18 protein-coding genes are annotated in these 20694 nt (G+C 65.9%); 9 read left to right on the top strand and 9 right to left on the bottom strand.

The features are described from left to right. Positions 1-56: 56 nt before the first annotated feature. Together ASC83_RS13095 and ASC83_RS13100 are read right to left on the bottom strand one after the other, a co-directional pair. Positions 57-1295 (bottom strand): PLP-dependent transferase, encoded by a 1239-nt coding sequence (locus ASC83_RS13095; RefSeq protein ID WP_056063141.1) that lies wholly within the window; start codon positions 1293-1295, stop codon positions 57-59. 100 nt (positions 1296-1395) lie between these two features. Beyond that, on the bottom strand, positions 1396-1887 hold the full coding sequence (locus tag ASC83_RS13100; RefSeq protein ID WP_056063145.1) for a BON domain-containing protein: 492 nt from the start codon (positions 1885-1887) through the stop codon (positions 1396-1398). 144 nt (positions 1888-2031) lie between these two features. On the opposite strand from ASC83_RS13100, the gene ASC83_RS13105 reads away from it, so the two are divergent. The 4 genes from ASC83_RS13105 (at position 2032) to ASC83_RS13120 (ending at position 6320) form a co-directional block, all read left to right on the top strand. Next, a complete protein-coding gene (locus ASC83_RS13105; protein WP_056063147.1) occupies positions 2032-3720 on the top strand; it encodes a SulP family inorganic anion transporter in 1689 nt (562 codons plus the stop codon). Positions 3721-3811: 91 nt separating this feature from the next. Continuing rightward, positions 3812-4585 carry a GGDEF domain-containing protein gene (locus ASC83_RS13110; protein ID WP_056065041.1) on the top strand — a complete coding sequence of 258 codons (774 nt, stop codon included), beginning with the start codon at positions 3812-3814 and terminating at the stop codon, positions 4583-4585. 10 nt (positions 4586-4595) lie between these two features. Continuing rightward, complete coding sequence (locus ASC83_RS13115) at positions 4596-5450, top strand: MinD/ParA family protein (protein WP_056065043.1); 855 nt, start codon at positions 4596-4598, stop codon at positions 5448-5450. A gap of 87 nt (positions 5451-5537) precedes the next feature. Then, positions 5538-6320, top strand: a complete 783-nt coding sequence (locus ASC83_RS13120) for a sulfurtransferase (RefSeq protein WP_056065045.1) — start codon at positions 5538-5540, stop codon at positions 6318-6320. A gap of 62 nt (positions 6321-6382) precedes the next feature. On the opposite strand, the gene ASC83_RS13125 is transcribed toward ASC83_RS13120, so the two are convergent. The 5 genes from ASC83_RS13125 to ASC83_RS13145 all read right to left on the bottom strand — a co-directional run bounded on the left by ASC83_RS13125 (position 6383) and on the right by ASC83_RS13145 (position 9587). Then, on the bottom strand, positions 6383-7276 hold the full coding sequence (locus ASC83_RS13125) for a pirin family protein (RefSeq protein WP_056063152.1): 894 nt from the start codon (positions 7274-7276) through the stop codon (positions 6383-6385). Next, positions 7273-7680 (bottom strand): OsmC family protein, encoded by a 408-nt coding sequence (locus tag ASC83_RS13130; RefSeq protein WP_056063155.1) that lies wholly within the window; start codon positions 7678-7680, stop codon positions 7273-7275. The genes ASC83_RS13125 and ASC83_RS13130 overlap by 4 nt, the downstream gene beginning before the upstream one ends. Positions 7681-7733: 53 nt before the next feature. Continuing rightward, positions 7734-8288: a flavodoxin family protein gene (locus ASC83_RS13135; RefSeq protein WP_056063158.1), complete on the bottom strand. Its 555-nt coding sequence runs from the start codon at positions 8286-8288 to the stop codon at positions 7734-7736. A gap of 143 nt (positions 8289-8431) precedes the next feature. Next, positions 8432-8845: a DoxX family protein gene (locus tag ASC83_RS13140; protein WP_056063161.1), complete on the bottom strand. Its 414-nt coding sequence runs from the start codon at positions 8843-8845 to the stop codon at positions 8432-8434. A 40-nt stretch (positions 8846-8885) separates the two neighbouring features. Continuing rightward, entirely contained in the window at positions 8886-9587 is a 702-nt protein-coding gene (locus tag ASC83_RS13145) for a pirin family protein (RefSeq protein WP_056063164.1), read from the bottom strand. A gap of 104 nt (positions 9588-9691) precedes the next feature. Between ASC83_RS13145 and ASC83_RS13150 the strand changes: the two genes are divergently transcribed. The 5 genes from ASC83_RS13150 to ASC83_RS13170 all read left to right on the top strand — a co-directional run bounded on the left by ASC83_RS13150 (position 9692) and on the right by ASC83_RS13170 (position 14745). Next, positions 9692-10630: a LysR family transcriptional regulator gene (locus tag ASC83_RS13150; protein WP_056063168.1), complete on the top strand. Its 939-nt coding sequence runs from the start codon at positions 9692-9694 to the stop codon at positions 10628-10630. 97 nt (positions 10631-10727) lie between these two features. Then, a complete protein-coding gene (locus ASC83_RS13155; RefSeq protein WP_156379497.1) occupies positions 10728-11870 on the top strand; it encodes an NAD(P)/FAD-dependent oxidoreductase in 1143 nt (380 codons plus the stop codon). Next, positions 11867-12880 carry a tRNA glutamyl-Q(34) synthetase GluQRS gene (gene gluQRS, locus ASC83_RS13160; RefSeq protein WP_056063174.1) on the top strand — a complete coding sequence of 338 codons (1014 nt, stop codon included), beginning with the start codon at positions 11867-11869 and terminating at the stop codon, positions 12878-12880. Before ASC83_RS13155 ends, gluQRS begins: the two co-directional genes overlap by 4 nt. Further along, positions 12877-13650 (top strand): tRNA (guanosine(46)-N7)-methyltransferase TrmB, encoded by a 774-nt coding sequence (gene trmB, locus ASC83_RS13165; protein ID WP_056063176.1) that lies wholly within the window; start codon positions 12877-12879, stop codon positions 13648-13650. The genes gluQRS and trmB overlap by 4 nt, the downstream gene beginning before the upstream one ends. Before the next feature lie 39 nt (positions 13651-13689). Continuing rightward, positions 13690-14745, top strand: coding sequence for a GGDEF domain-containing protein (locus tag ASC83_RS13170; RefSeq protein WP_056063179.1), 1056 nt, complete (start codon positions 13690-13692; stop codon positions 14743-14745). A gap of 104 nt (positions 14746-14849) precedes the next feature. Here the strand turns inward: ASC83_RS13170 and ASC83_RS13175 are convergent, their stop codons facing one another. Next, positions 14850-17831 carry an HD domain-containing phosphohydrolase gene (locus ASC83_RS13175; protein ID WP_056063182.1) on the bottom strand — a complete coding sequence of 994 codons (2982 nt, stop codon included), beginning with the start codon at positions 17829-17831 and terminating at the stop codon, positions 14850-14852. A 100-nt stretch (positions 17832-17931) separates the two neighbouring features. After that, complete coding sequence (gene alaS, locus ASC83_RS13180) at positions 17932-20559, bottom strand: alanine--tRNA ligase (RefSeq protein WP_056063184.1); 2628 nt, start codon at positions 20557-20559, stop codon at positions 17932-17934. Between the last annotated feature and the right edge of the window lie 135 nt (positions 20560-20694).

The following is a 20694-nucleotide window of genomic DNA, read 5'->3' on the forward strand; positions in this document are numbered from 1 at the left end:
GTATCCCACACCAAATCCAGCGGCAGTGGGCCGCGCCGGACCCTTGCCGAGGCCGCTCAGCCCTGGGTGAAGGCGCGTTCCATCGCCTGTTGCAGGTCGCGCCGTAGGTCCTCCACAGCCTCCAGGCCGATCGAAAACCGCACCAGCGTGCCAGGCTTCAAATGGGCGGGCGGCCGACTGCGCATACTGGCAATGTTGTAAGGGACGACCAGGCTCATGGGGCCGCCCCAGCTGTAGCCCAGCTTGAACAAGCGCAAGCCATCGCAGAAGGCATCCACCTGCTGTTGCGTGTACCGGGCGTCGATCATCACGCTGAACAGGCCAGCTGCCAGCCCCTGCCCGCCGTGAGCGGCACCACACAGGGCCTTCCAGTGCGCATGGCCGGGCGCGCCTTCCAGCGCGGGGTGCAGCACTTGCGCAATGGCGGGTTGATGCTGAAACCACCGCGCCAGCTGGCGGGCAGCGTCATCGTGGGCGCGATAGCGCAGTCCGATGCTGGGCAGCGCACGCAGCACGGCCTCGGCGTCGTTGGCCCCCACGCCCAGTCCCAGCCGCATGTGCGTCAGCTTGATCTTCATGTGCAGGCCCGGGTCGCGCGTGATCACGCTGCCCATGAGCACATCACCTCCACCGCTCGGATACTTGGTGAGCGCATGGGCCGAGATGTCCACCCCCAGGCTGCCGTCGCCCGTCAGGTCAAAGGGCGCAAACGCCAGGCCCGCGCCCCAGGTGTTGTCCAGCGCGGTTGTCACGCCCCTATCGCGGCAAATGCGCACCTGCTCGCACAGGTCCGGAAACTCCATGCTGACAGAGCCCGGCGCCTCCAGCCAGACCAGACGGGTGGCCGGCGTGATGCGGGCAGCCAGGTCGGCCGGATCCAACGGGTCGTAAAACACATGGGTGATCCCGAACCGGGCGAGTTCGCCATTGGCCAGATCCTTGCCGGGCCCGTAGGAGTTGTCGGGAATCAGCACCTCATCGCCGGGCTTGAGGAGCGCCAACCCCACGTTGGCAATGGCCGCCAAGCCACTGGGCACCAGCACACACTGCAGACCGCCCTCCAGCGCACACAGGCGCTCTTCGAGGATGAAGGTCGTGGGCGTGCCGTGCAGCCCGTAGGTGTAGCCGCTTTTGTCTTTCCACTCGCGCGAGCGCATGGCTGCAACGCTGGGAAAGATGACGGTGGAGGCCTTGAAAACCCCCGGTTGGGGGGCTACAAACCCGGCGGGAGGCTGGTAGTCGTGGTGGACGATATGGGTGGCAAGATCAATGTCGTGGTCTTTCATGCCAGCCATGGTAGCGCCCCGCCCGGAGTGACCCGGGCGGCGCTTAGATCGATTGGCGATCACACCGCAGGGCTTGGGATGCATGCACCACAAGCCCTGCAGGTTGGCATTAACCAGCCGTCACGACCAGCTGGTTGTTCACCGAGGTCACGCCACTCACGCCCTTGGCGATGGTCTCGGCGCGGTCACGGGCCACCGTGGAGGGTGCGGGCCCGTTCAGCGTGACCTTGCCGTTGACAGTGTCTACATTGATCTTGACGGCGCTCAGGTCGGGGTCCTTGGCCAGGCCCGCGCTCACCTGGGCGGTGATGGTGGCATCGTCGATGACGCCCTTGGCGGAGTTGGCTGCCTGCTTGGCCGTGGCTTCCGCATTGGCCGCGCCCTGCTCCATCTTGGTCTCTGCGTTCTGCATCGCGCCCTCAGCCTTCACACGGGCGTCAGCTGCGGCTTGTTCGGTCTTTTCGACGGCAGAGTCCAGTCGCTGGCCCACGGTGGGCTCTTCGGTCTTGTTGCAGGCGGCCAGGCCCAAGGCCAGGGCACTCACGGCCAGAATGCTCGCAACGCGATGGGCGGGACGGTCGATCAGATTCTTGGGGTTCATGCAATGACTCCTTGCGGTTGAAACATGGCCTACTGTATGCAGCAGGCCGCGGCTTGCGGGTCGGACATCGCCGAAGTGCTTGTAGGACGGCAACGCCAGCCGCGCATCGGCCGCACTCCCTGCGGAGCGGGTGACAATCGGGGCATGACCGTGTCTTCGCTCGCCCGTTGGCTTCCTTTTTTGAAATGGCCCCGCCCTGACCGACAACTGCTCAAAGGGGAGTTCTGGGCGGGCATGACGGTGGGGCTGATGCTGGTACCGCAGGGTGTGGCCTACGCGGCGCTGGCGGGCATGCCGCTGGTCACGGGCATCTACGCATCGCTGATTCCGGCGCTGGTCGCCGTGCTGTTCAGCTCATCCACGCGGCTGGGGGTGGGGCCCACAGCGCTCACCAGTTTGCTGATCGGCGCCTCGCTCACCGGCCTGGCGGAGCCAGGCAGTGCGCAGTGGGTGGCCCTGGCGGCATGGATGGCCCTGCTGTCGGGTCTGCTGCAGATGGTGATGGGCATGGCGCGCTTTGGCTGGTTGCTCAACCTCGTGACCTCACCCGTACTCAATGGTTTTACGCAGGCGGCGGCCCTGCTGATCCTGGGGTCGCAGTTGGGGGCACTGACCGGGTTGCGGGCTGCCGACTGGGGCGCCCTGCTGTCCACGCCATCGCTGGGGCTGTTCGACCTGACTGCAGCGGGCTTCGGCCTGGGGAGCCTCGCTTTGCTGATGCTGGCGCGCCGCGTGTTGCCCCAGTTCCCGGCGGCCATCGTGGTGGTGGGTGCTGCGGGTGCTCTGAGCTGGGCTGTGGGTTACGCCGATGCAGGTGGCGCAGTGGTGGGCGCCTTGCCATCGGGCTTGCCAGCGCCCTATTGGCCCGGTGCCCTGCCCTGGTCCAGCTTCAGTGCATTGGTCATGCCCGTGCTGGTGGTGACGCTGGTGAGCTTTCTGGAGACGGCATCGAGCGCCAAGGTGGAAAGCCAGCGCTCCAAGGAGCAGTGGAACGAAAACCAGGACCTGATTGGCCAGGGCCTGGCCAAGATCAGCAGTGGCCTATGCGGCAGTTTTGCCACGAGTGCGTCGTTTTCGCGCTCGGCCATCAACCTCTACGCCGGTGCCAAGACGGGCTGGGCCACACTGTTTGCGATCAGCCTGGTGCTGGTCGTGCTGCTGTGGCTGACGCCCGCGCTGTACCACGTGCCACAGTCGGTGCTGGCGGCGGTCGTGGTCACAGCTGTCACCAGCCTCATCAAACCGGACACCCTGATGAGGCTGTGGCGGGTGTCGCGGGTAGAGGCAGTGATCGGCGGCGTCACCTTTGCCCTGACCCTGGCCACGGCGCCGCGCATGTACTGGGGTGTGCTGGTGGGCTTGCTGATGAATCTGAGCCACTTTCTCTACCAGCGACTGCACCCGCGCATCATTGAAGTGGGCCTGCACCCTGATGGGAGCCTGCGCGACCGGCACCTGTGGCACTTGCCGCCACTGGCACCCCGGCTGCTGGCGCTGCGCATGGACGCAGAGCTGGACTTTGCCTCTGCCAGCGCTCTGGAGCGGCGCGTGACCGAACACCTGGCCGCCCACCCCGAGGTGCTGCACCTGTGTCTGCTGGCGCAGCCCATCAACCGCATCGATGTGACCGGCGTGGAAACCTTCGCCCAGTTGCTGGCGCAAATGGAACTGCGGGGTGGAACATTGCATCTGAGCGGACTGAAGCTGCCAGCAGAGCAGGTGCTGCGGCAGGCGGGGTTGCTGAAGCTGGGCCCCGGGCTGGCCATGTACCGCACCGATGCCGAGGCGCTGGTGGCACTGCAGCAGCTTCCCCAGCCCGTGGCGCGGGCGTGAGCCGGGTTTTACCTACGCTGCGCCGGCCTTGCGTTGGCCCTGTTCTTGCTGGCGCGCTGGTACACTTGCCTAACTCTTTTTGTTCCAATTTGTGTCTGACTCTGCGGCCTCTCATCTGGTAGATCTGCGCGACCTTCGCCTGGATACTGCTCACGCTCTGGTGGCTCAGGCCGGCGGCAGCGAGGCAGCACTGCACCGCGAGGTGCCTTCCCTGTACCTGCAGGGTCTCATCGATGGCCTGTGCGAGCTGTCGCTCAAAGACCCGCTCACCGGCCTGGCCAACCGCAGACATTTCCGCGCGGTGCTCGAGCGCGAGATCGACCGCGTCACACGTTCAGGCGAGGCGGCCCTGCTGCTGATGCTGGACATCGACCATTTCAAGAAGGTGAACGACACCCACGGCCACCTGGCTGGTGACGTGGTGTTGCAGTCGGTGGCCCGCACGCTCAGTGCTTGCGTGCGCCCCATGGACACCTTGGCCCGCTACGGCGGCGAAGAATTTGCCGTGGTGCTGCCGGCCTGCCAGGCTGCCTTTGGCCGCGTGGTGGCAGAACGCATCCGGCGCGCGGTGGCCAACACGCCCATCCGCATTTCCCCCACGGTGGAGCTGAACGTCACCGTGAGCATCGGCGGCGCGTTTGCCATGCAGTGGATCCGCTCCACCACCCTGCTGTGGACCGACCGGGCCGACCACCAGCTCTACCAGGCCAAGGCGTCGGGCCGCAACCGCGTCAGCATCGAGGAACAACCCGACAGCACCGTCAGTGCCGAAGAGAAAAGCCTGTTGTTTGGCCCGCTCTACACCCCTTCGGGTTGGGGCGACCTGCCTCCACTGGACCCCAACCCAACAGGCAGCGCCTACTGAAAGTTAGATGATGAGCGACGCGCTGTCCCCCCAACCCACAACGCCTGCAGCCCCTGCAGGCCCTGCCGCCCCCCTGGCCTCTGCCGCTCCTGGCGCCCGCATCATTGCGGTGACCAGCGGCAAAGGCGGTGTGGGCAAGACTTTCGTATCAGCCAACCTGGCCGCCGCCCTCACCCGCCGAGGCCAGCGCGTGCTGGTGCTCGACGCCGACCTGGGCCTGGCCAACCTGGACGTGGTGCTGAACCTGCACCCCAAGATCACCCTGCACGACGTGTTCACCGGCAAGGCCGCACTGGACGATGCTGTGATCGCCGCGCCCGGTGGCTTTGACGTGCTGCTGGCCGGTTCTGGCATGGTGGAGTATTCGCGCCTCACGCCCGAAGTGCGCAACCAGTTCCTGAACGTGATCCAGGCGCTCACGCCGCGCTACGACGTGGTGCTGCTCGATACCGGCGCCGGTATCTCCGACGTGGTGCTGTTCTCGGTGTCCCTGGCCTCCGAGGTGCTGATCGTGGCCACGCCCGAGCCTACTTCGCTCACCGACGCCTACGCTGCCATCAAGGTGCTGGCCATGCAGCAAAAACGCCAGCATGTGCGCATGGTCATCAACCAGGCGGCGCGTCCGGGCGACGGCCGCGCCATCACCAGCCAGCTGCAGCAGGTGCTCGACCGCTTTGTGAGCACCGAATCCGGTCGCCCCATGCGGCTGATCCACATGGGCGACATCCCGGCCGACCCCTCGGTGCGCGACGCCGTGATGCGCCGCCAGCTGCTGCTGTTGCAGACCCCCGGCTGCCCGGCTGCACTGGCCATTGCCCAGCTGGCCAACAAGATCGAGTCCACGCTGCTTTCGCCTGCGGCCTGACCCGAATACGCCGAGCGGCGCATGAGGCGCAGCCCGGCCACTGTGACCCACAGGCCCGCCAGCGGGCCTTTGTGCATTTTTACTGCCGTGAACACTACCGACACCGTCCTCAACATCTCCTGCTACAAGTTCGTGCCGCTGCCCGATGCCGCCGCGCTGCGCGATGTGCTGCATGAGCGTGCAGTGGCCGCCCATCTCAAGGGCACCATCCTGCTGGCCGAAGAGGGCATCAACTTCTTTCTGGCGGGCCCGGTCGACGCGGTGCGGGGTTTTGTGGCTCAGTTGCGTACCGACGAACGCTTTGCCGACCTGGAGCCCAAGGAGAGCTGGTCGGCCACGGTGCCGTTTCGCAAGATGTTGGTCAAGGTCAAGCGCGAGATCATCCGCATGGACCACCCCACCATCCGCCCCGCCGCAGGCCGTGCGCCTTCGGTAGACCCGGCCACGCTGCGCCGCTGGCTGGACCAGGGCCATGACGACGACGGCCGCGAAGTGGTCACGCTCGACACCCGCAACGCCTTCGAGGTGGACGCAGGCACGTTCGACAACGCCATCGACTGGCGCATCGACAAGTTCACCGAGTTTCCCCCTGCACTGCGCGCGCACAAAAGCGAACTGCAGGACAAGACGGTGGTGAGCTTCTGCACCGGCGGCATCCGCTGCGAAAAAGCCGCCATCCTCATGCGTGACGAAGGCCTGCCCCATGTCTACCAGCTGGAGGGCGGCATCCTGAAATACTTTGAGCTGACAGACGGCGCGCATTACCACGGCGGGTGTTTTGTGTTTGACGAGCGCCGCGTACTGGACACCGGGCTCGCCATCGACACGCCTACAGCGGCTGCAGCCGCTACAGAAGGCGCTATCAAATAATGAGCTGTCAGCGCTTGATGTACTAGCGCTACAGCCCATTTTTATCCCATATCACACTTTGATCACGCCTTGAAGCGGTGTTCCGGCAGGGGTATCCACTCCACCTCGCCCGGCACCTGGCCCATGGCCTGGGCCTCCCAGTCGCTGGCGGCCTGCACGATGCGGTCCTTGCGGCTGGAGACAAAGTTCCACCACATGTGGCGTGGCGCATCCAGCGGCTCGCCGCCAATCACCATCAGGCGCACGGCGCTCTCGCCCGCCGTCAGGCGCAGGGGCTGGCCGGGTTCCGCCACGGCCAGGATGTGCGCAGGCACCTCATCGCCGTTCAGCGACACGGGTGCATCCACGGTGTACACCGCCAGCTCGGGCACCAGCGCCGGAATCTCTATCGTGGCGCCGGCAGACAACTGAATGTCCAGGTACAAGGTGCGCGAATACGTGGCCACCGGCGAGGTCTGACCAAAGGCCCCACCGATCAACACCCGCACGGTGGCTCCATCCACCAGCAGCTCCGGAATGGCCGCCGCAGGCGTGTGTACAAACGAGGGGTCGGCTTCCTCGTGGGCGGCCGGCAACGCAGCCCAAAGCTGGATGCCATGGTTCACATAAGCCTGGTTCGCAAGGCTCTCCGGGCGGCGCTCGGAGTGCACGATGCCGCGCCCCGCCGTCATCCAGTTGATGGCGCCGGGCTCGATCTGCTGCACGTAGCCCAGGCTGTCGCGGTGCATGATGGCACCAGAGAACAAATAGGTCACCGTCGCCAGGCCAATGTGCGGATGGGGCCGCACATCGTGGCTGTCGCCCGGTTCCACCGTCACCGGACCGAAGTGGTCGAAAAACAGGAAGGGCCCCACGGCCTTGCGCTGCACAGCGGGCAGCAGGCGGCGCACGGTGAAACCGCCGCCCAGGTCCTTGGCATGGCCCGTGAGGGGCAGAAAGCTGGGGGTATCGCTCATGATGCACGCTCCAACGAAGTGCTGATCTCGGTCGTCACCGTGGTCATCAGCTTGTGCACAGGGCATTTCTGCGCCACGGTTTCCAGCTCGGCGATCTGGGCATCGGTGAGGTCACCGCTGACCTGCAGCCGGGTCGCGAGGCGGTAGACCCCCGTGCGTTCGTCCGATGCGTCACGCTCGACCACGGTCTGCACATCTTCCACCGGCAGGCCCTTGCGGCGTGCGTACCACAACACCGTAAGCGCCTTGCAGGCCCCCAGGGCAGCGTCATACAGGTCGTGCGGGCTGGGGCCGCTGTCAGCGCCGCCCTCCTCCACACTGCCATCGGCCACGAGATCGTGCGCGCGGATATGCACGGTCTGGGCCATGGGCGCGCCGGGGACGCGCCGCAATTCAACTGCCATGGGGTGTTCTCCTGGTTGTATTGGGGCGCGCCACTGTAGCGCCAAAAGTGGGCTTAGCGGTCGAGCCGGCGGGCCACGTCAGCCACGCGCTGGCCGAACTGCTTGCCCGTTTCCAGGTCGCCAGGGAACATCTCGGCGGCCGAGGCGTCGGACGGCGACTGGGACATGGCGCCGCTGAACGAGCCGATCCAGTTCACATCGTTGCGCGTGGCCGCCTTGGAGTTGGCGGGCATCATGCCGTTGCCCACCCAGATGCCACCGTGCTGCATGGCCAGGTGGAACATGTAGTCCAGCGTGATCTGCTTGTCGCCATTGGTGCTGGCGCTGTTGGTGAAGCCCGCGAACAGCTTGTCCTTCCAGGCCTGGCTGAACCAGGGCTTGGAAGATGCGTCGGCAAACTTCTTGAACTGCCAGCTGGGGCCCGCCATGTAGGTCGGCGAGCCAAAGATGATGGCGCTGGCAGCGGCCAGCGTTTCCCAGCCGCCTTCGGGCAGGTTGCCCTCTGCATCAATAGCGACCAGCTGGGCGCCTGCACCTTCCGCCACAGACTGCGCCAGGCGCTGCGTGTGACCATAACCCGAGTGGTAAACAACTGCGATGTGTGCCATGAGATAACTCCTGTTGAAACGATGAGGGAACGAGACCAGGGGAAAGAACCAAAAGAACTACCAACAGAACGACAACCAACGACGAGATTGAATGCCAGAACCTGCACCCCTGCGGATTGCAGGCCCTTTCCATGCCAACCGGATCAGCGGTCCGAGCGGCGTGCGTCCAGGCTCCAGGCGCCGGCGCCAAACGCTGCCAGGGCCAGCAGGCCGCCGGTCACGCCCACGTTCTTGAAGAACATGAGCTGCTGCATCATTTGCTTGTCAGCGGGCAGGTTCCAGTAGGCATGAAAGAAGAAGCTGGCCACCAGCGTGAAGAAGGCCAACGCCAGTGCGGCAAACCGGGTGCCCACGCCAAAGATCAGCGCCAGGCTGCCCAGCACTTCGACCGCCGCCGCAACCGCTGCCGCCACCGTGGGCATGGGCAGGCCCACCGAAGTGATGTAGCCCACGGTGCCGGCAAAGCCGGTCAGTTTGCCGATGCCTGCAGGCAGGAACAGGGCGGCCAGCAGCAGGCGCGATGCCAGGGCCAGAGGGTTTTGCAGGGATGTGAACATGGTGAAGAACTCCTGAGTGAAAGTGGTTACGAAGTAAAGATCAGGCGGCCAGGTCAAACACCAGCACCTCGGCGTCGTGGCCATCGGTCAACGACAAGGTGGTTTCCTTTTCCATCAGCAGCGCGTCGCCGCCCGACAGGGCCTGGCCGTTGGCGCTCAGCGCGCCACGCACCAGGTGCACATAGGTCTTGCGGGCGGGGTTCAGCGCCAGGGTGGCGGACTCGTCACCATCCAGCAAGCCCGCATACAAGGCTGCGTCAGCATGGATCTTCACCGAGCCCTGGGCGCCGTCGGGCGATGCCACCAGGCGCAGGGCGCCGCGCTTTTCAGCCTCGGCAAAGGTCTTTTGCTCGTAGCTCGGCGGGATGCCGCGCACATTCGGCTCGATCCAGATCTGCAGAAAATGCGTGGTCTGGCCAGCAGCGTGGTTGAACTCGCTGTGCTGCACGCCGGTGCCTGCGCTCATGCGCTGCACGTCACCGGGCGGGATGCCCTTGACGTTGCCCATGCTGTCCTTGTGGGCCAGTTCGCCCGACAGCACGTAGCTGATGATTTCCATGTCGCGGTGGCCATGGGTGCCAAACCCGGTGCCCGGCGCAATGCGGTCTTCGTTGATGACCCGCAGGTTGCCAAAGCCCATGTGGGCAGGGTCGTAGTACCCGGCAAACGAGAAGCTGTGGAAGGAATTGAGCCAGCCATGGTCGGCGTGGCCCCGGTCTTGCGATTTACGAACAGTCAGCATGTGAGTGCTCCTTTCAAGACTCGACTGTAGGACCGCAGCCACCTCTGCGGGCACAGACGGATTGATGGCACTGTTCAAATAATCTGAATTAACATGGCGCCACCATGCAAAACGCCCGCGATGTCCTCACCCCCGATGCGCTGACCATGCTGCAGGTGATTGCCGAGGCTGGCAGCTTTGCCGCCGCCGCACGGCAACTGGGCCTGGTGCCCAGCGCCCTCACCTACCGCGTGCGCCAGATCGAAGACGCACTGGACGTGCTGCTGTTCGACCGCAGCGCACGCCAAGCCCGCCCCACTGAGGCCGGGGTGGAGCTGCTGCGCGAAGGCGCGCGCCTGCTGCAAGACATCGACGCCGTGGCCCACCGCGTGCGCCGCGTGGCCACGGGCTGGGAGCCACAGCTCACGCTATCCATCGACGGCATCATTTCGCCCCACACCCTGCTGGAGCTGGTGGACGCGTTCTATGCCATGAAGCCCCCGACGCGGCTGAAGCTGCGCGACGGCATCATGACCGGCACGCTGGAGGCGCTGACCTCCGGCCGCGCAGACCTGGCCATTGGCGTCTCGGTGGCCAGCAACAACGTGGCCGGCCTGCAGCAAGGGCTGCTGGGTGACGTACTTTTCATCTACGTGGTAGCGCCCCATCACCCGCTGGCCACCGCGCCCGAGCCCATCTCCGACGCCACGCTGCTGGAGCACCGCGCCGTGGCAGTGGCCGATTCGGCCACCCGGGGCGGCGCCACCATGGGCCTGCTGGGTGGGCAGGACGTGCTGACGGTGGACACCATGCAGGCCAAGGTGCGCGTGCAGTTGCGCGGTCTGGGCGGAGGCTTTCTGCCCGAACCCATGGTGCGCCCCTACCTAGAAGCCGGGCGCCTGGTGGCGCGCCGCGTGGCCCGGCCCGAACGCAACGTGCGCGTGCACTACGCCTGGGGTGGTCCCGGCTTCACCGCACCCGGCCGCGCGCTGCAGTGGTGGCTGAACCAGCTGCAAAGTCCCGCCACACGCCGCGCTCTGCTGGAAAACCACCATCATTTGTGACCCTGATCAAGTGCGCACAGGCCGGCACCGCGTGTAGAGTGGTTCCTGTTGGTTCTGCATCGCATTTCTTTTGCCGACCGTCACCGAAAGGCCTCCCATGAGCAAACCTGATCCTCTCCCCGCCAAACGGCTCCGACGCACCAGCGCCCCTATCCCTGCGGCCTCCGCAGCGCCCGCCACCCCAGTCACCCCCTCCGGCAAACCGCAGCGCCACTTCGCCATCATCGGCGCAGGCATGGCGGGCATTGCCTGCGCCCGCACCCTGGTCCAGGCCGGCCACCGGGTGACGGTGTTCGAAAAATCCCACCAGGCCGGTGGCCGCACCGCCACCATCGACAGCCCCTTTGGCAACTTTGATGCCGGCGCCCAATATTTCACCGTGCGCGACCCGCGTTTTGCCCGCGCCATCGACACCGTGCCCGGCATCTGCAAGCGCTGGAGCGCCAATTCGGTCCGGGTGCTGGACGCTGCAGGCCGCGTAGCCGCCGTGGGCCTGCCCCACCGCGAGGCCCATTGGGTGGCCAGCCCGGGCATGCAGTCGCTGGTCACCACCTGGGCCGCCCCCCTGGTTCAGGCAGGTCAGCTCATCACCCACACCCGCGTCACCCGCATCGAACCCGACGCCGTGAACGCACCAGGCTGGCAATTGCGCACCGAAGGCGCGGGCGGCGGGCAACATGTGTACGCAGGCTTCGATGCCGTGCTGCTGGCCCAGCCCTCCGTGCCTGCGCAGGCCCTGATTTCTGGCTCCGGACTCGACTCCCCACTGGCCGACGCCATGTCCAAGGTGGCCATTGCCCCCTGCTGGACCCTGATGCTGGCCTACCCGCAGGCCGTGCGCCCGGGCCTGACCACACTGGGTCCGCAATGGAACGCCGCGCGCAGCACCCACCACCGCATTGCCTGGCTGGCGCGCGAGTCGTCCAAGCCGGGGCGCAATGTGGTGGAGCGCTGGACGGTGCAGGCCAGCCCCGCCTGGTCGGCAGAACACCTCGAAGACGACGAAGCCCGCGTGCAGGCCAAGCTGCTCAAGGCATTTGCCGAGGTCACCGGCATCCGGGCCGAGCCCGCGCATGCCGACACCCGCCGCTGGCGCTATGCGCAGACCACCCACCCGCTGGGCAAGAGCCACCTGTGGGACGCCAAGGCCGGCCTGGGTGCGTGCGGAGACTGGTGCCTGGGGCACCGGCTGGAAGATGCCTTTGTGTCAGGCCTGGAACTGGCACTTGCCGTGGCATGACGCGGGGCGTGGGCGCAACGCCGCACGACAAGGGCAGCCCCGCAGTACGCGTTGAAGGGCGCTATGTGGGGCGGTTTGCCCCCTCTCCCACGGGCCCGCTGCATGCGGGCTCTCTGGTGGCCGCGCTGGCCAGCTGGCTGGACGCACGCGCACACAACGGCCGGTGGCTGGTGCGCATGGAAGATGTGGACCAGCCCCGCTGCGTGCCGGGGGCTGACACCTTCATCCTGCAGCAGCTCGCCGCCTGTGGCCTGCACCCCGATGCCCCGCCCCAGTGGCAGTCTGCGCGCAGCGGGCTGTACCAGCATGCCCTGGACCAGCTGGTGGCGCAGGGCGATGCCTACCCCTGTGCCTGTTCACGCAAGGACGTCGAAGATGCCCATGCCGCGCAGGGCCATGCGCGTGAACGCCATGCTGCACTGCCCTACCCCGGGACCTGCCGCCATGGGCTGCATGGCCGCACAGGGCGCTCCTGGCGCTTCAATGTGACAGGCTTCAAGCCAAAACAGCCGATAGCGCTAGTGGATCATGCCTGGGGTGCTACATATTCAGTAGCGGACGGGCTATTGCAGTGGCACGACCGCCGCCTGGGCCGCCAACAGCAACAGGTTGCGACCACCGTGGGCGACTTTGTGCTGCGCCGCGCAGACGGGCTGTGGGCCTATCAGCTGGCGGTGGTGGTGGACGACGCCGACCAGGGCATCACCGATGTGGTCCGGGGCGAGGACCTGGCCGACAACACGCCCCGCCAGATCCTGCTGCAGCAGGCCCTGGGGGTGCCCACACCGCGCTACCTGCACACCCCCCTGGTGTGCGGGGACAACGGCGAAAAACTCTCCAAACAAAACGGCGCGCAGGCGCTGGAACTGCAGAACCCGTTGGTGGCCTTGTCGCACGCTGCGCTGGCACTGGGCCTGCCCGCTGTGGCAAATCTGCACAACATTTGCATACCCGACGCACTGGCACAGTGGGTGGTGGCGTGGCGACGAAACTACAATGGCCCACCGTGACCGAATTGACCACAGCTTCCGCCCCCGCCAGTGCTGCGCCTGTCGCAGCCGCCGCCCCCACAGCGCCCGCCGTACAGGGCTCTGCCCCCGCCGGTGTGACCCACCCCAAAACCATCAAGAGCTTTGTGCGCCGCGCCGGCCGCACCACCACGGGCCAGGCCAAGGCCTTTGAGGACTTCGGCCCGCGTTTTGTGCTGCCCTACACCCCCGCCCCGCTGGACGCCACCGCCGCCTTTGGCCGCAGCGCCCCGCTGGTGCTGGAGATCGGCTTTGGCATGGGCGAGGCCACGGCCCATATCGCCCGCGTGCGGCCTGATGACAACTTCCTGTGCTGCGAGGTGCATGAGCCCGGCGTGGGTGCCCTGCTCAAGCGCATCGGCGAGCAAGAGCTGACCAACATCCGCATCCTGCAGCACGACGCTGTGGAGGTGATCGACCACATGCTGCCGCCCGGCGTTCTTGACGGTGTGCACATCTTCTTCCCCGACCCCTGGCACAAGAAAAAGCACAACAAGCGCCGCCTGATCCAGCCCCCGCTGGTGGCCAAGCTGGCTGCACGCCTCAAGCCGGGCGGCTACCTGCATTGCGCCACCGACTGGCAGCCCTACGCCGAGCAAATGCTGCAGGTGCTGAGCGCCGAACCCCTGCTGCAAAACACCGCAGACGGCTTTGCACCGCAACCCGACTACCGCCCGCTGACCAAATTCGAAAACCGTGGCCTGCGACTGGGCCATGGGGTGTGGGACGTGGTGTTTGTGCGCCGTAACTGACCCCACGACATGCCCCGATCGGCCCGCACCACACCGCCTATGAAACCCATCCTGCAAAACCTGGTGGAGATGACTGGCCACCGCGACCACTTGCGGCTGGAGGTATCGGTGCTGTCCACGCTGCAAAAGCTCAGCAGCATTATCGAGGTGCGGGCCCTGGAGCTGTTCACGGACGGTGGCGTGCCCCATGTGCGCCCCCGCACCTGGGTGGACAGCGGCCAGCTCGTGTCCACCGACTCCGAAGCCGCCGCCGACCCCCGCCGCGAGCCGCTGGACCAATACCCCGCGCTGCGGGACTGCGTGGACAGCCATGGCGAAAGCGCGCTGGCCTCGCCCCGCCGGGGCCGCCATGTGCTGTGGCTGCCGGTGTGGATGCACGACAAGGTCAGCACCTGCCTGGAGATCACGCAGTCGCGCCCGTTCTCGGCCCACAAGCTCGACGTGCTCATGGGCGTGTTTCAGGTGTACCAGAACTACCAGAGCCTGCTCGACTACAGCGAGCGTGATGCGCTCACCGGCCTGTTCAACCGCAAGACGTTTGACGAGCAGTTCTCCCGCTACACCATGAGCGGGCTGGCCAGCCGGACGGGCGCCGTTACCGAGTCCTTTGCGGCCGAGGAAACCGCAGTGGCCAGCGACAACGAGCCGGTGCAGCAATGGCTGGCGGTGGTGGACATCGACCACTTCAAGCAGGTCAACGACCGGTTCGGCCACCTGTATGGTGACGAGGTGCTGATCCTGATCGCCAACATCCTGCGCAGCTCTTTCCGCAGCCATGACCGCATCTTCCGCTTTGGCGGCGAGGAGTTTGTGGTGCTGCTGCGCTCCACCACGCTGAGCACCGCCCACAAGGTGTTCAACCGCTTCCGGCTGGCCGTGCAGGAGTACCACTTCCCGCAGGTGGGCCAGGTCACGGTGAGCCTGGGCTTTGTGAGCACCACGCGCGGCTCGCCCGTAGAGATTCTGGGCCAGGCCGACCAGGCGCTTTACTACGCCAAGGAACATGGCCGCAACCAGGTTTGCTTCTATGACGATCTGGTGGCCAGCGGTCAACTGGCAACCAAGGTCGCCAACGACGACGTCGAGCTGTTCTGACCGGGCCGGGCCCCATGGCCATATGGCCCGCTGTCCGCTTCGACAAGGCTGGCCCGCGCAAGAACGCATTGCCCCATCGTCCACCGTAGGGCGCCTTTCCCCTCTCAGCCCAGCGACGCCAGAATGGCCTCCACATTGACCTCGTCGCGCTGCGCAGGTGTCAGAAAGCGCTCTGCGTAGTCGCGCCACACGCCGCTGGTCAGGAAGAAGCGGAACACCTCGGCATCGATGTGCCGCTCGCGCACCATGTGGGTCATGATCTTGAGCGACTCGGACAAGGTCTTGGGTGGCTTGTAGGGCCGGTCGGCCGCAGTCAGCGCCTCAAAGATATCGGCCAGTGTCATCACCCGGTCGGCCAGCGTCAGCTCTGGCGCCTTCAGACGCCGGGGGTAGCCGGTGCCGTCGAGCTTTTCATGGTGGGACCCGGCAATCGACGGCACGCGCGCCAGGTGCGGCGGAAACGGCAGACCGCTGAGCATGATGATGGTCTGCACGATGTGGTCGTTGATCTTGAAGCGGTCTTCGGCGGTGAGCGTACCCCGCTGGATGGACAGGTTGTGCAATTCGCCCAGGTGCGCCTCGTAGGGCGGCAACACCATGTCAAAGCCCCAGCGATTGGCGGGGTTGCCCGCCTCCACCGGCGGCTTGCGTGTGCCCCAGGGCACGATGTGCTCGGGCCGGTCGGCCAGCAGCGGCTCGTTGGCGGGCAAGGGGCGCACCGGCACGCTGGAAAGTCGCAGCATCTCGGCGGCCGACAGGCCCAGGCGGTCGTCAAAATGCCGTTGCCATATCTGGCGGCCGACGGTCTTGAGGCGGGCAATGTCCGCCTCGGCCATGAATTCGCCCCCCACGTTGCAGCGGGCTACAAAGGCAAAGTCTTCCTGCAGTTGTTCGCGCCGCTGCAGCAGCTCGCGCTGCAGGCGCACCGGGTCCACGCCGGACACATGCTGCTTCCAGTAGTCCAGCTCAGCGTCCCGCCACAACACCTCAAAGCGCATGCGCACCTCGTGAATGCGGTTGTAGAGCGTCTCCAGCTTGGTGGCCTTGTCGATGATGTGCTCGGGGCTGGTGACCTTACCGCAGTCATGCAACCAGGCCCCCAGGCGGAATTCGTAGCGCTCGGCATCGGTCATGGCCACCTGGGCAAACGGACCGTCCTTGGCCGCACACATGCGGTCCATCAGCGCCTCGGCCAGCTCCGGCACGCGCTCGCAATGGCCACCGGTGTAGGGGCTCTTGGCGTCGATCGCGTCGGCCAGCAGGCGGATGACAGCATCGAGCAGCTTCTTCTGGCCTTCGATCAGGCTGCGCGTCTCGATGGCCACCGACAGCGTGCCCGACAACTTCTCGACAAACGCGCGGAAATGCGCGTCGTCCTGCGTCTGGTCCGCGATGTAGCGCAGCACCAGCAGGCCCAGGGGCTGCCCGTCACGGGTACGCAGCTGCACCCGCAGCACGCGCGCGGGCTCGGTGTCGTCGTCGTCTTCGTGCTGGTCGCCAGGTTGGGGCTCGGTATGGTTGATGAAATGCACCATGGCCAGGTGCTCGGGGTAGCGCGACTGCTGCTCCGGGTCTTCGCAATGGCGGGCCGCGCGCAGCAAGCCGGTGCGTTGCGGGTCCACGAGGTATACCGCACCGCCGGTGCAACTGGTGGCGCGCACCAGCTCGTACAGTACGCTCGACAGCATCAGGTCGGTGCGCGACTCGGCGCTGATGTGGTGGGTGATGTGCAAGAACTCCTGGATGGTGTCGGACATGCGGTCCATCACCTGCCCCAGGTCGCGCACCTCGCGCACCGGCGACACCCGCCGTTCGGGCCGCCGGAAATCAAACCGCGCCAGCGCCCTGGCCTGCAATGCCAGCCCAAACAGACTGCGCCCCACGCGCCGGCCAGCCAGCCAGCCCAACGGCAGCATCAGACCGATGAGCGACACCGACAGCCATACCTGCTGGCGCAGGTTGTTGTTCACGTCGGCCAGCAGCTCTTTGGTAGGAATCGCCATCAGGATCTGCAGCCCCTGCCAGCGCATCGATGCCAGCGGCAGCGAGCGGCCCAGCCATTCCTCGCCGTCGGCCTGCAGGCGGCGTGACTCGCCATCTTTCAGGCCCAGCGCCTGCAGCGCATGCAGGCTGGGTACACCCAGATCGTCCAGGGCACGCAGCCGAAGGCCCGGCGTGTTGCCATCACGCAGCAGCACGCGTGACATGTCGGGATAGGCCAGCACGCGGCGGTCCTTGTCCACCACCGCGATCTCGGTACGGGGCATCAGGCGCAGGCCACTGATCTCATGCCCCAGGTCGGTCAGGGCCACGTCCAGGCCAATCACCGCACGCCCGTCCTCGCTGGGCTGGCTCAGCGTGATGCCCACCTCCTGCGTGGTGAAGAACACATAGGGTGCCGTGAGGATCTGGGTGTTCTGCTCCAGCGCCTCGGCGTACCAAGGCCGGGTGCGGGGGTCGTAGCGGTATTCCGGGCGCACGGCCGAATCGATCAGCCGCAGGTCCGCGTCGTAATAACTCCAGCGCCCCACCATGCCCGCCAAGCCGCGCTCGCGCGCCATGGACTGCACCAGGTACGCCGTTTTGGGCGGTGCATCCAGCCGCACCCGCAAGGCTTCGTTTCGCACCGGTCGCACCAGCAAAAACTGCCCGTCCGGGTAACCGATGAACACCGCCGACAGCAGCGGGTTCTGCTCCAGCAGCCTCGCCAGTACAGGCAGGCGCCGCAGCCGCGCTGGCAGGGTGGACGCAGAGGCCACCGGGTCGAACGCCAGCAGGCGGATGGTGGCATCGGCCGGGTCCACGATGCGGTGTACCCGTTCTGCAATGAGCTGGCTGATGCGCTGCGCACTCTCGTCCGACGCCGCAATGATGGCCTGGCGCGCGCTGGTGCTGACCTGGTACACCAGCAACGCTGTCAACAACAGCATGGCGGTGACCACCACGGTGGCGATCAGGACCTCAAAGGGGATGGTGATGCGGCGCCACCACAGCAGGTGGCCGCCTTGGCCCACCGAAGCAGCGCCCGTACCGCGAAGCACAGCGGACGGCGGCGGGTCTTGGGGGCTGTCGCGCAGGGTGTCCATGCGCTGCACTTTAGGGTGAAAGCTGGCGTTCCGTCACCCTCTTTTTGGCAGCCATGGCTGCCACACCACAGCGGCTGGTGCCGCCGTGGCGACCGGTACCTCAGCCCAGTTGCTGCGTGACCCAGCCTGTCACCGAAGCCAGCGCTGCGGGCAGCTTGGAGGCATCGGTGCCGCCGGCCATGGCCATGTCGGGCTTGCCGCCGCCTTTGCCACCCACTTGCTGGGCCACAAAGTTGACCAGCTCGCCGGCCTTGACCTTGCCCACGCTGTCGGCCGTCACGCCTGCAGCGATCTGCACCTTGTCGCCATCCACGGCGGCCAGCACGATGGCAGCGGTCTTGAGCTTGTCCTTGAGCTTATCCATGGTGTCGCGCAGGGTCTTGGCGTCGGCACCCGGCAGCGCAGCAGCCAGCACTTTGAGGCCCTTCACCTCCACCGCCTGGTTCACCAGTTCGTCACCCTGGCTGGAGGCCAGCTTGCCCTTCAAGGCAGCCACTTCCTTTTCGAGCGCGCGGGCATTGTCCAGCGCTTGGCTGATGCGGCCATTGAGCTCGGCCACCGGCGCCTTGAGGGTGCTGGCGGCCTGGTTCACAGTGTCTTCCAGGTTCTGCAAGTACGCGAGTGCGTTGGCGCCGGTCACGGCCTCAATGCGGCGGATGCCAGCAGCCACGCCACCCTCGCCCACCAACTTGAACAGGCCGATGTCGCCCGTGCGCTGCACGTGCGTGCCGCCGCACAGTTCGCGGCTGGTGCCGATGTCGAGCACGCGCACGGTTTCGCCGTATTTCTCGCCAAACAGCATCATTGCGCCGGTCTTCTGGGCCGACTCGATGTCCATCACGCGCGCTTGCGTGGGCTGGTTGGCCAGGATTTCTTCGTTCACACGGCGTTCGATCTCGCGGATTTCAGCCGCCGTCACGGCTCCGTTATGGGTGAAGTCGAAACGCGTGCGGTCGGCATTGACCAGGCTGCCCTTTTGCTGCACATGGCTGCCCAGCACTTCGCGCAGGGCCTTGTGCATGATGTGCGTGACCGAGTGGTTGCGCATGGTGGCAGCGCGCACGGCGGTGTTGACCTGGGCCTGCACGGTGTCGCCCACGTTCAGCGTGCCCTCTTCGAGCGTGCCGTGGTGGCCAAACACATCGGCCTTGATCTTGAGCGTGTCACCCACCGCAAAGCGTGCCGAGCCGCTGGTGATGACACCTTCGTCACCCACCTGGCCGCCGCTTTCGGCGTAGAACGGGGTCGTGTCCAGCACCACCACGCCGTTTTGGCCGGCTTTCAGTGCTGCAGCGCTAGTACCGTCTACATAGATTGCTACGATTTTTGCAGTCTCTGCGAGGTGTTCGTAGCCCGTGAACTGGTTGGCGGCACCGGTGTACTCCAGCGCCTTGTCCATCTTGAACTTGCCAGCCGCGCGGGCCTGGGCCTTCTGCTTTTCCATGGCGGTCTTGAAGCCAGCCTCGTCCACTTCCACGTCGCGTTCGCGGCACACGTCGTTGGTCAGGTCGAGCGGGAAGCCATAGGTATCGTGCAACTTGAACGCGACGTCGCCAGGCAGCACCTTGGCGCCGCCGTCCAGGGTAGCGTCCAGGATTTCCATGCCGTTGGCCAGCGTCTCGAAGAAGCGCTCTTCTTCCACCTTGAGCACCTCGGTGATGCGCTGCTCCTGCTCGCGCAGGGATGGGTAGGCGTCACCCATCAGGCGTACCAGGTCGGCCACCAGCTTGTGGAAGAACGGGGTCTTCTTGCCCAGCTTGTACCCGTGGCGGATGGCACGGCGCACGATGCGGCGCTGCACGTAGCCACGGCCTTCATTGCTGGGGATCACACCATCGCTCACCAAAAACGCGGTGGCGCGGATGTGGTCAGCGATCACGCGCAGGCTCTTGTTGTTGAGGTCCGTCACGCCGGTCTCGCGGCCAGCGGCCTTGATGAGCGCGTCGAACAGGTCGATCTCGTAGTTGCTGTGCACGTGCTGCAGGATGGCTGCAAGGCGCTCCAGGCCCATGCCGGTGTCTACGCAGGGTGCGGGCAGCGGGGTCACGGCACCCGTCTCGTCCATGTTGAACTGCATGAACACGTTGTTCCAGATCTCGATGAAGCGGTCGCCGTCTTCATCGGGGCTGCCGGGAGGGCCGCCTGCAATGTGCGGGCCGTGGTCATAGAAGATTTCGCTGCAGGGGCCGCAGGGGCCGGTGTCGGCCATCATCCAGAAGTTGTCGGACTTGTAGCGGCCGCCCTTGTTGTCACCGATGCGGATCACGCGCTCGGGTGGCAAGCCGATTTCCTTGGTCCAGATGTCGTAGGCCTCGTCGTCTTCCTGGTAGACCGTGGCCAGCAGGCGCTCTGGCGGCAGCTTGTAGACCTCGGTCAGCAGCTCCCAGGCCCACTTGAGCGATTCGCGCTTGAAGTAGTCGCCAAACGACCAGTTGCCCAGCATTTCAAAGAAGGTGTGGTGGCGCGCGGTGTAGCCCACGTTTTCCAGGTCGTTGTGCTTGCCACCCGCACGCAGGCAGGCCTGAACCGACACCGCGCGGTTGTACGAGCGCTTGTCGGTGCCCAGGAACACGTCCTTGAACTGCACCATGCCCGAGTTGGTGAACATCAGCGTGGGGTCGTTGCCAGGCACCAGAGGGCTCGACGGCACCACGGTGTGGCCCTTGGAGACGAAGAAGTCCAGGAAGGACTTGCGGATGTCAGCGACAGAAAAAGTGGGAGTGCTCATGGTGTTGTGGAGTGGTTGCACGCAGCAGGCAGGTCGCAGGACCCGCGCCTGCGCGCTGCCTGTCGCTGCCCCTATGGGGACCAACCTTTCATTATAGGTTTGCCGTCTCGCGGTCCGTGGCGGGAGGGCGACAAG

It is taken from the genome of Acidovorax sp. Root402 (assembly GCF_001425125.1).
GTDB classification, from domain to species: Bacteria; Pseudomonadota; Gammaproteobacteria; order Burkholderiales; family Burkholderiaceae_C; genus Acidovorax; species Acidovorax delafieldii.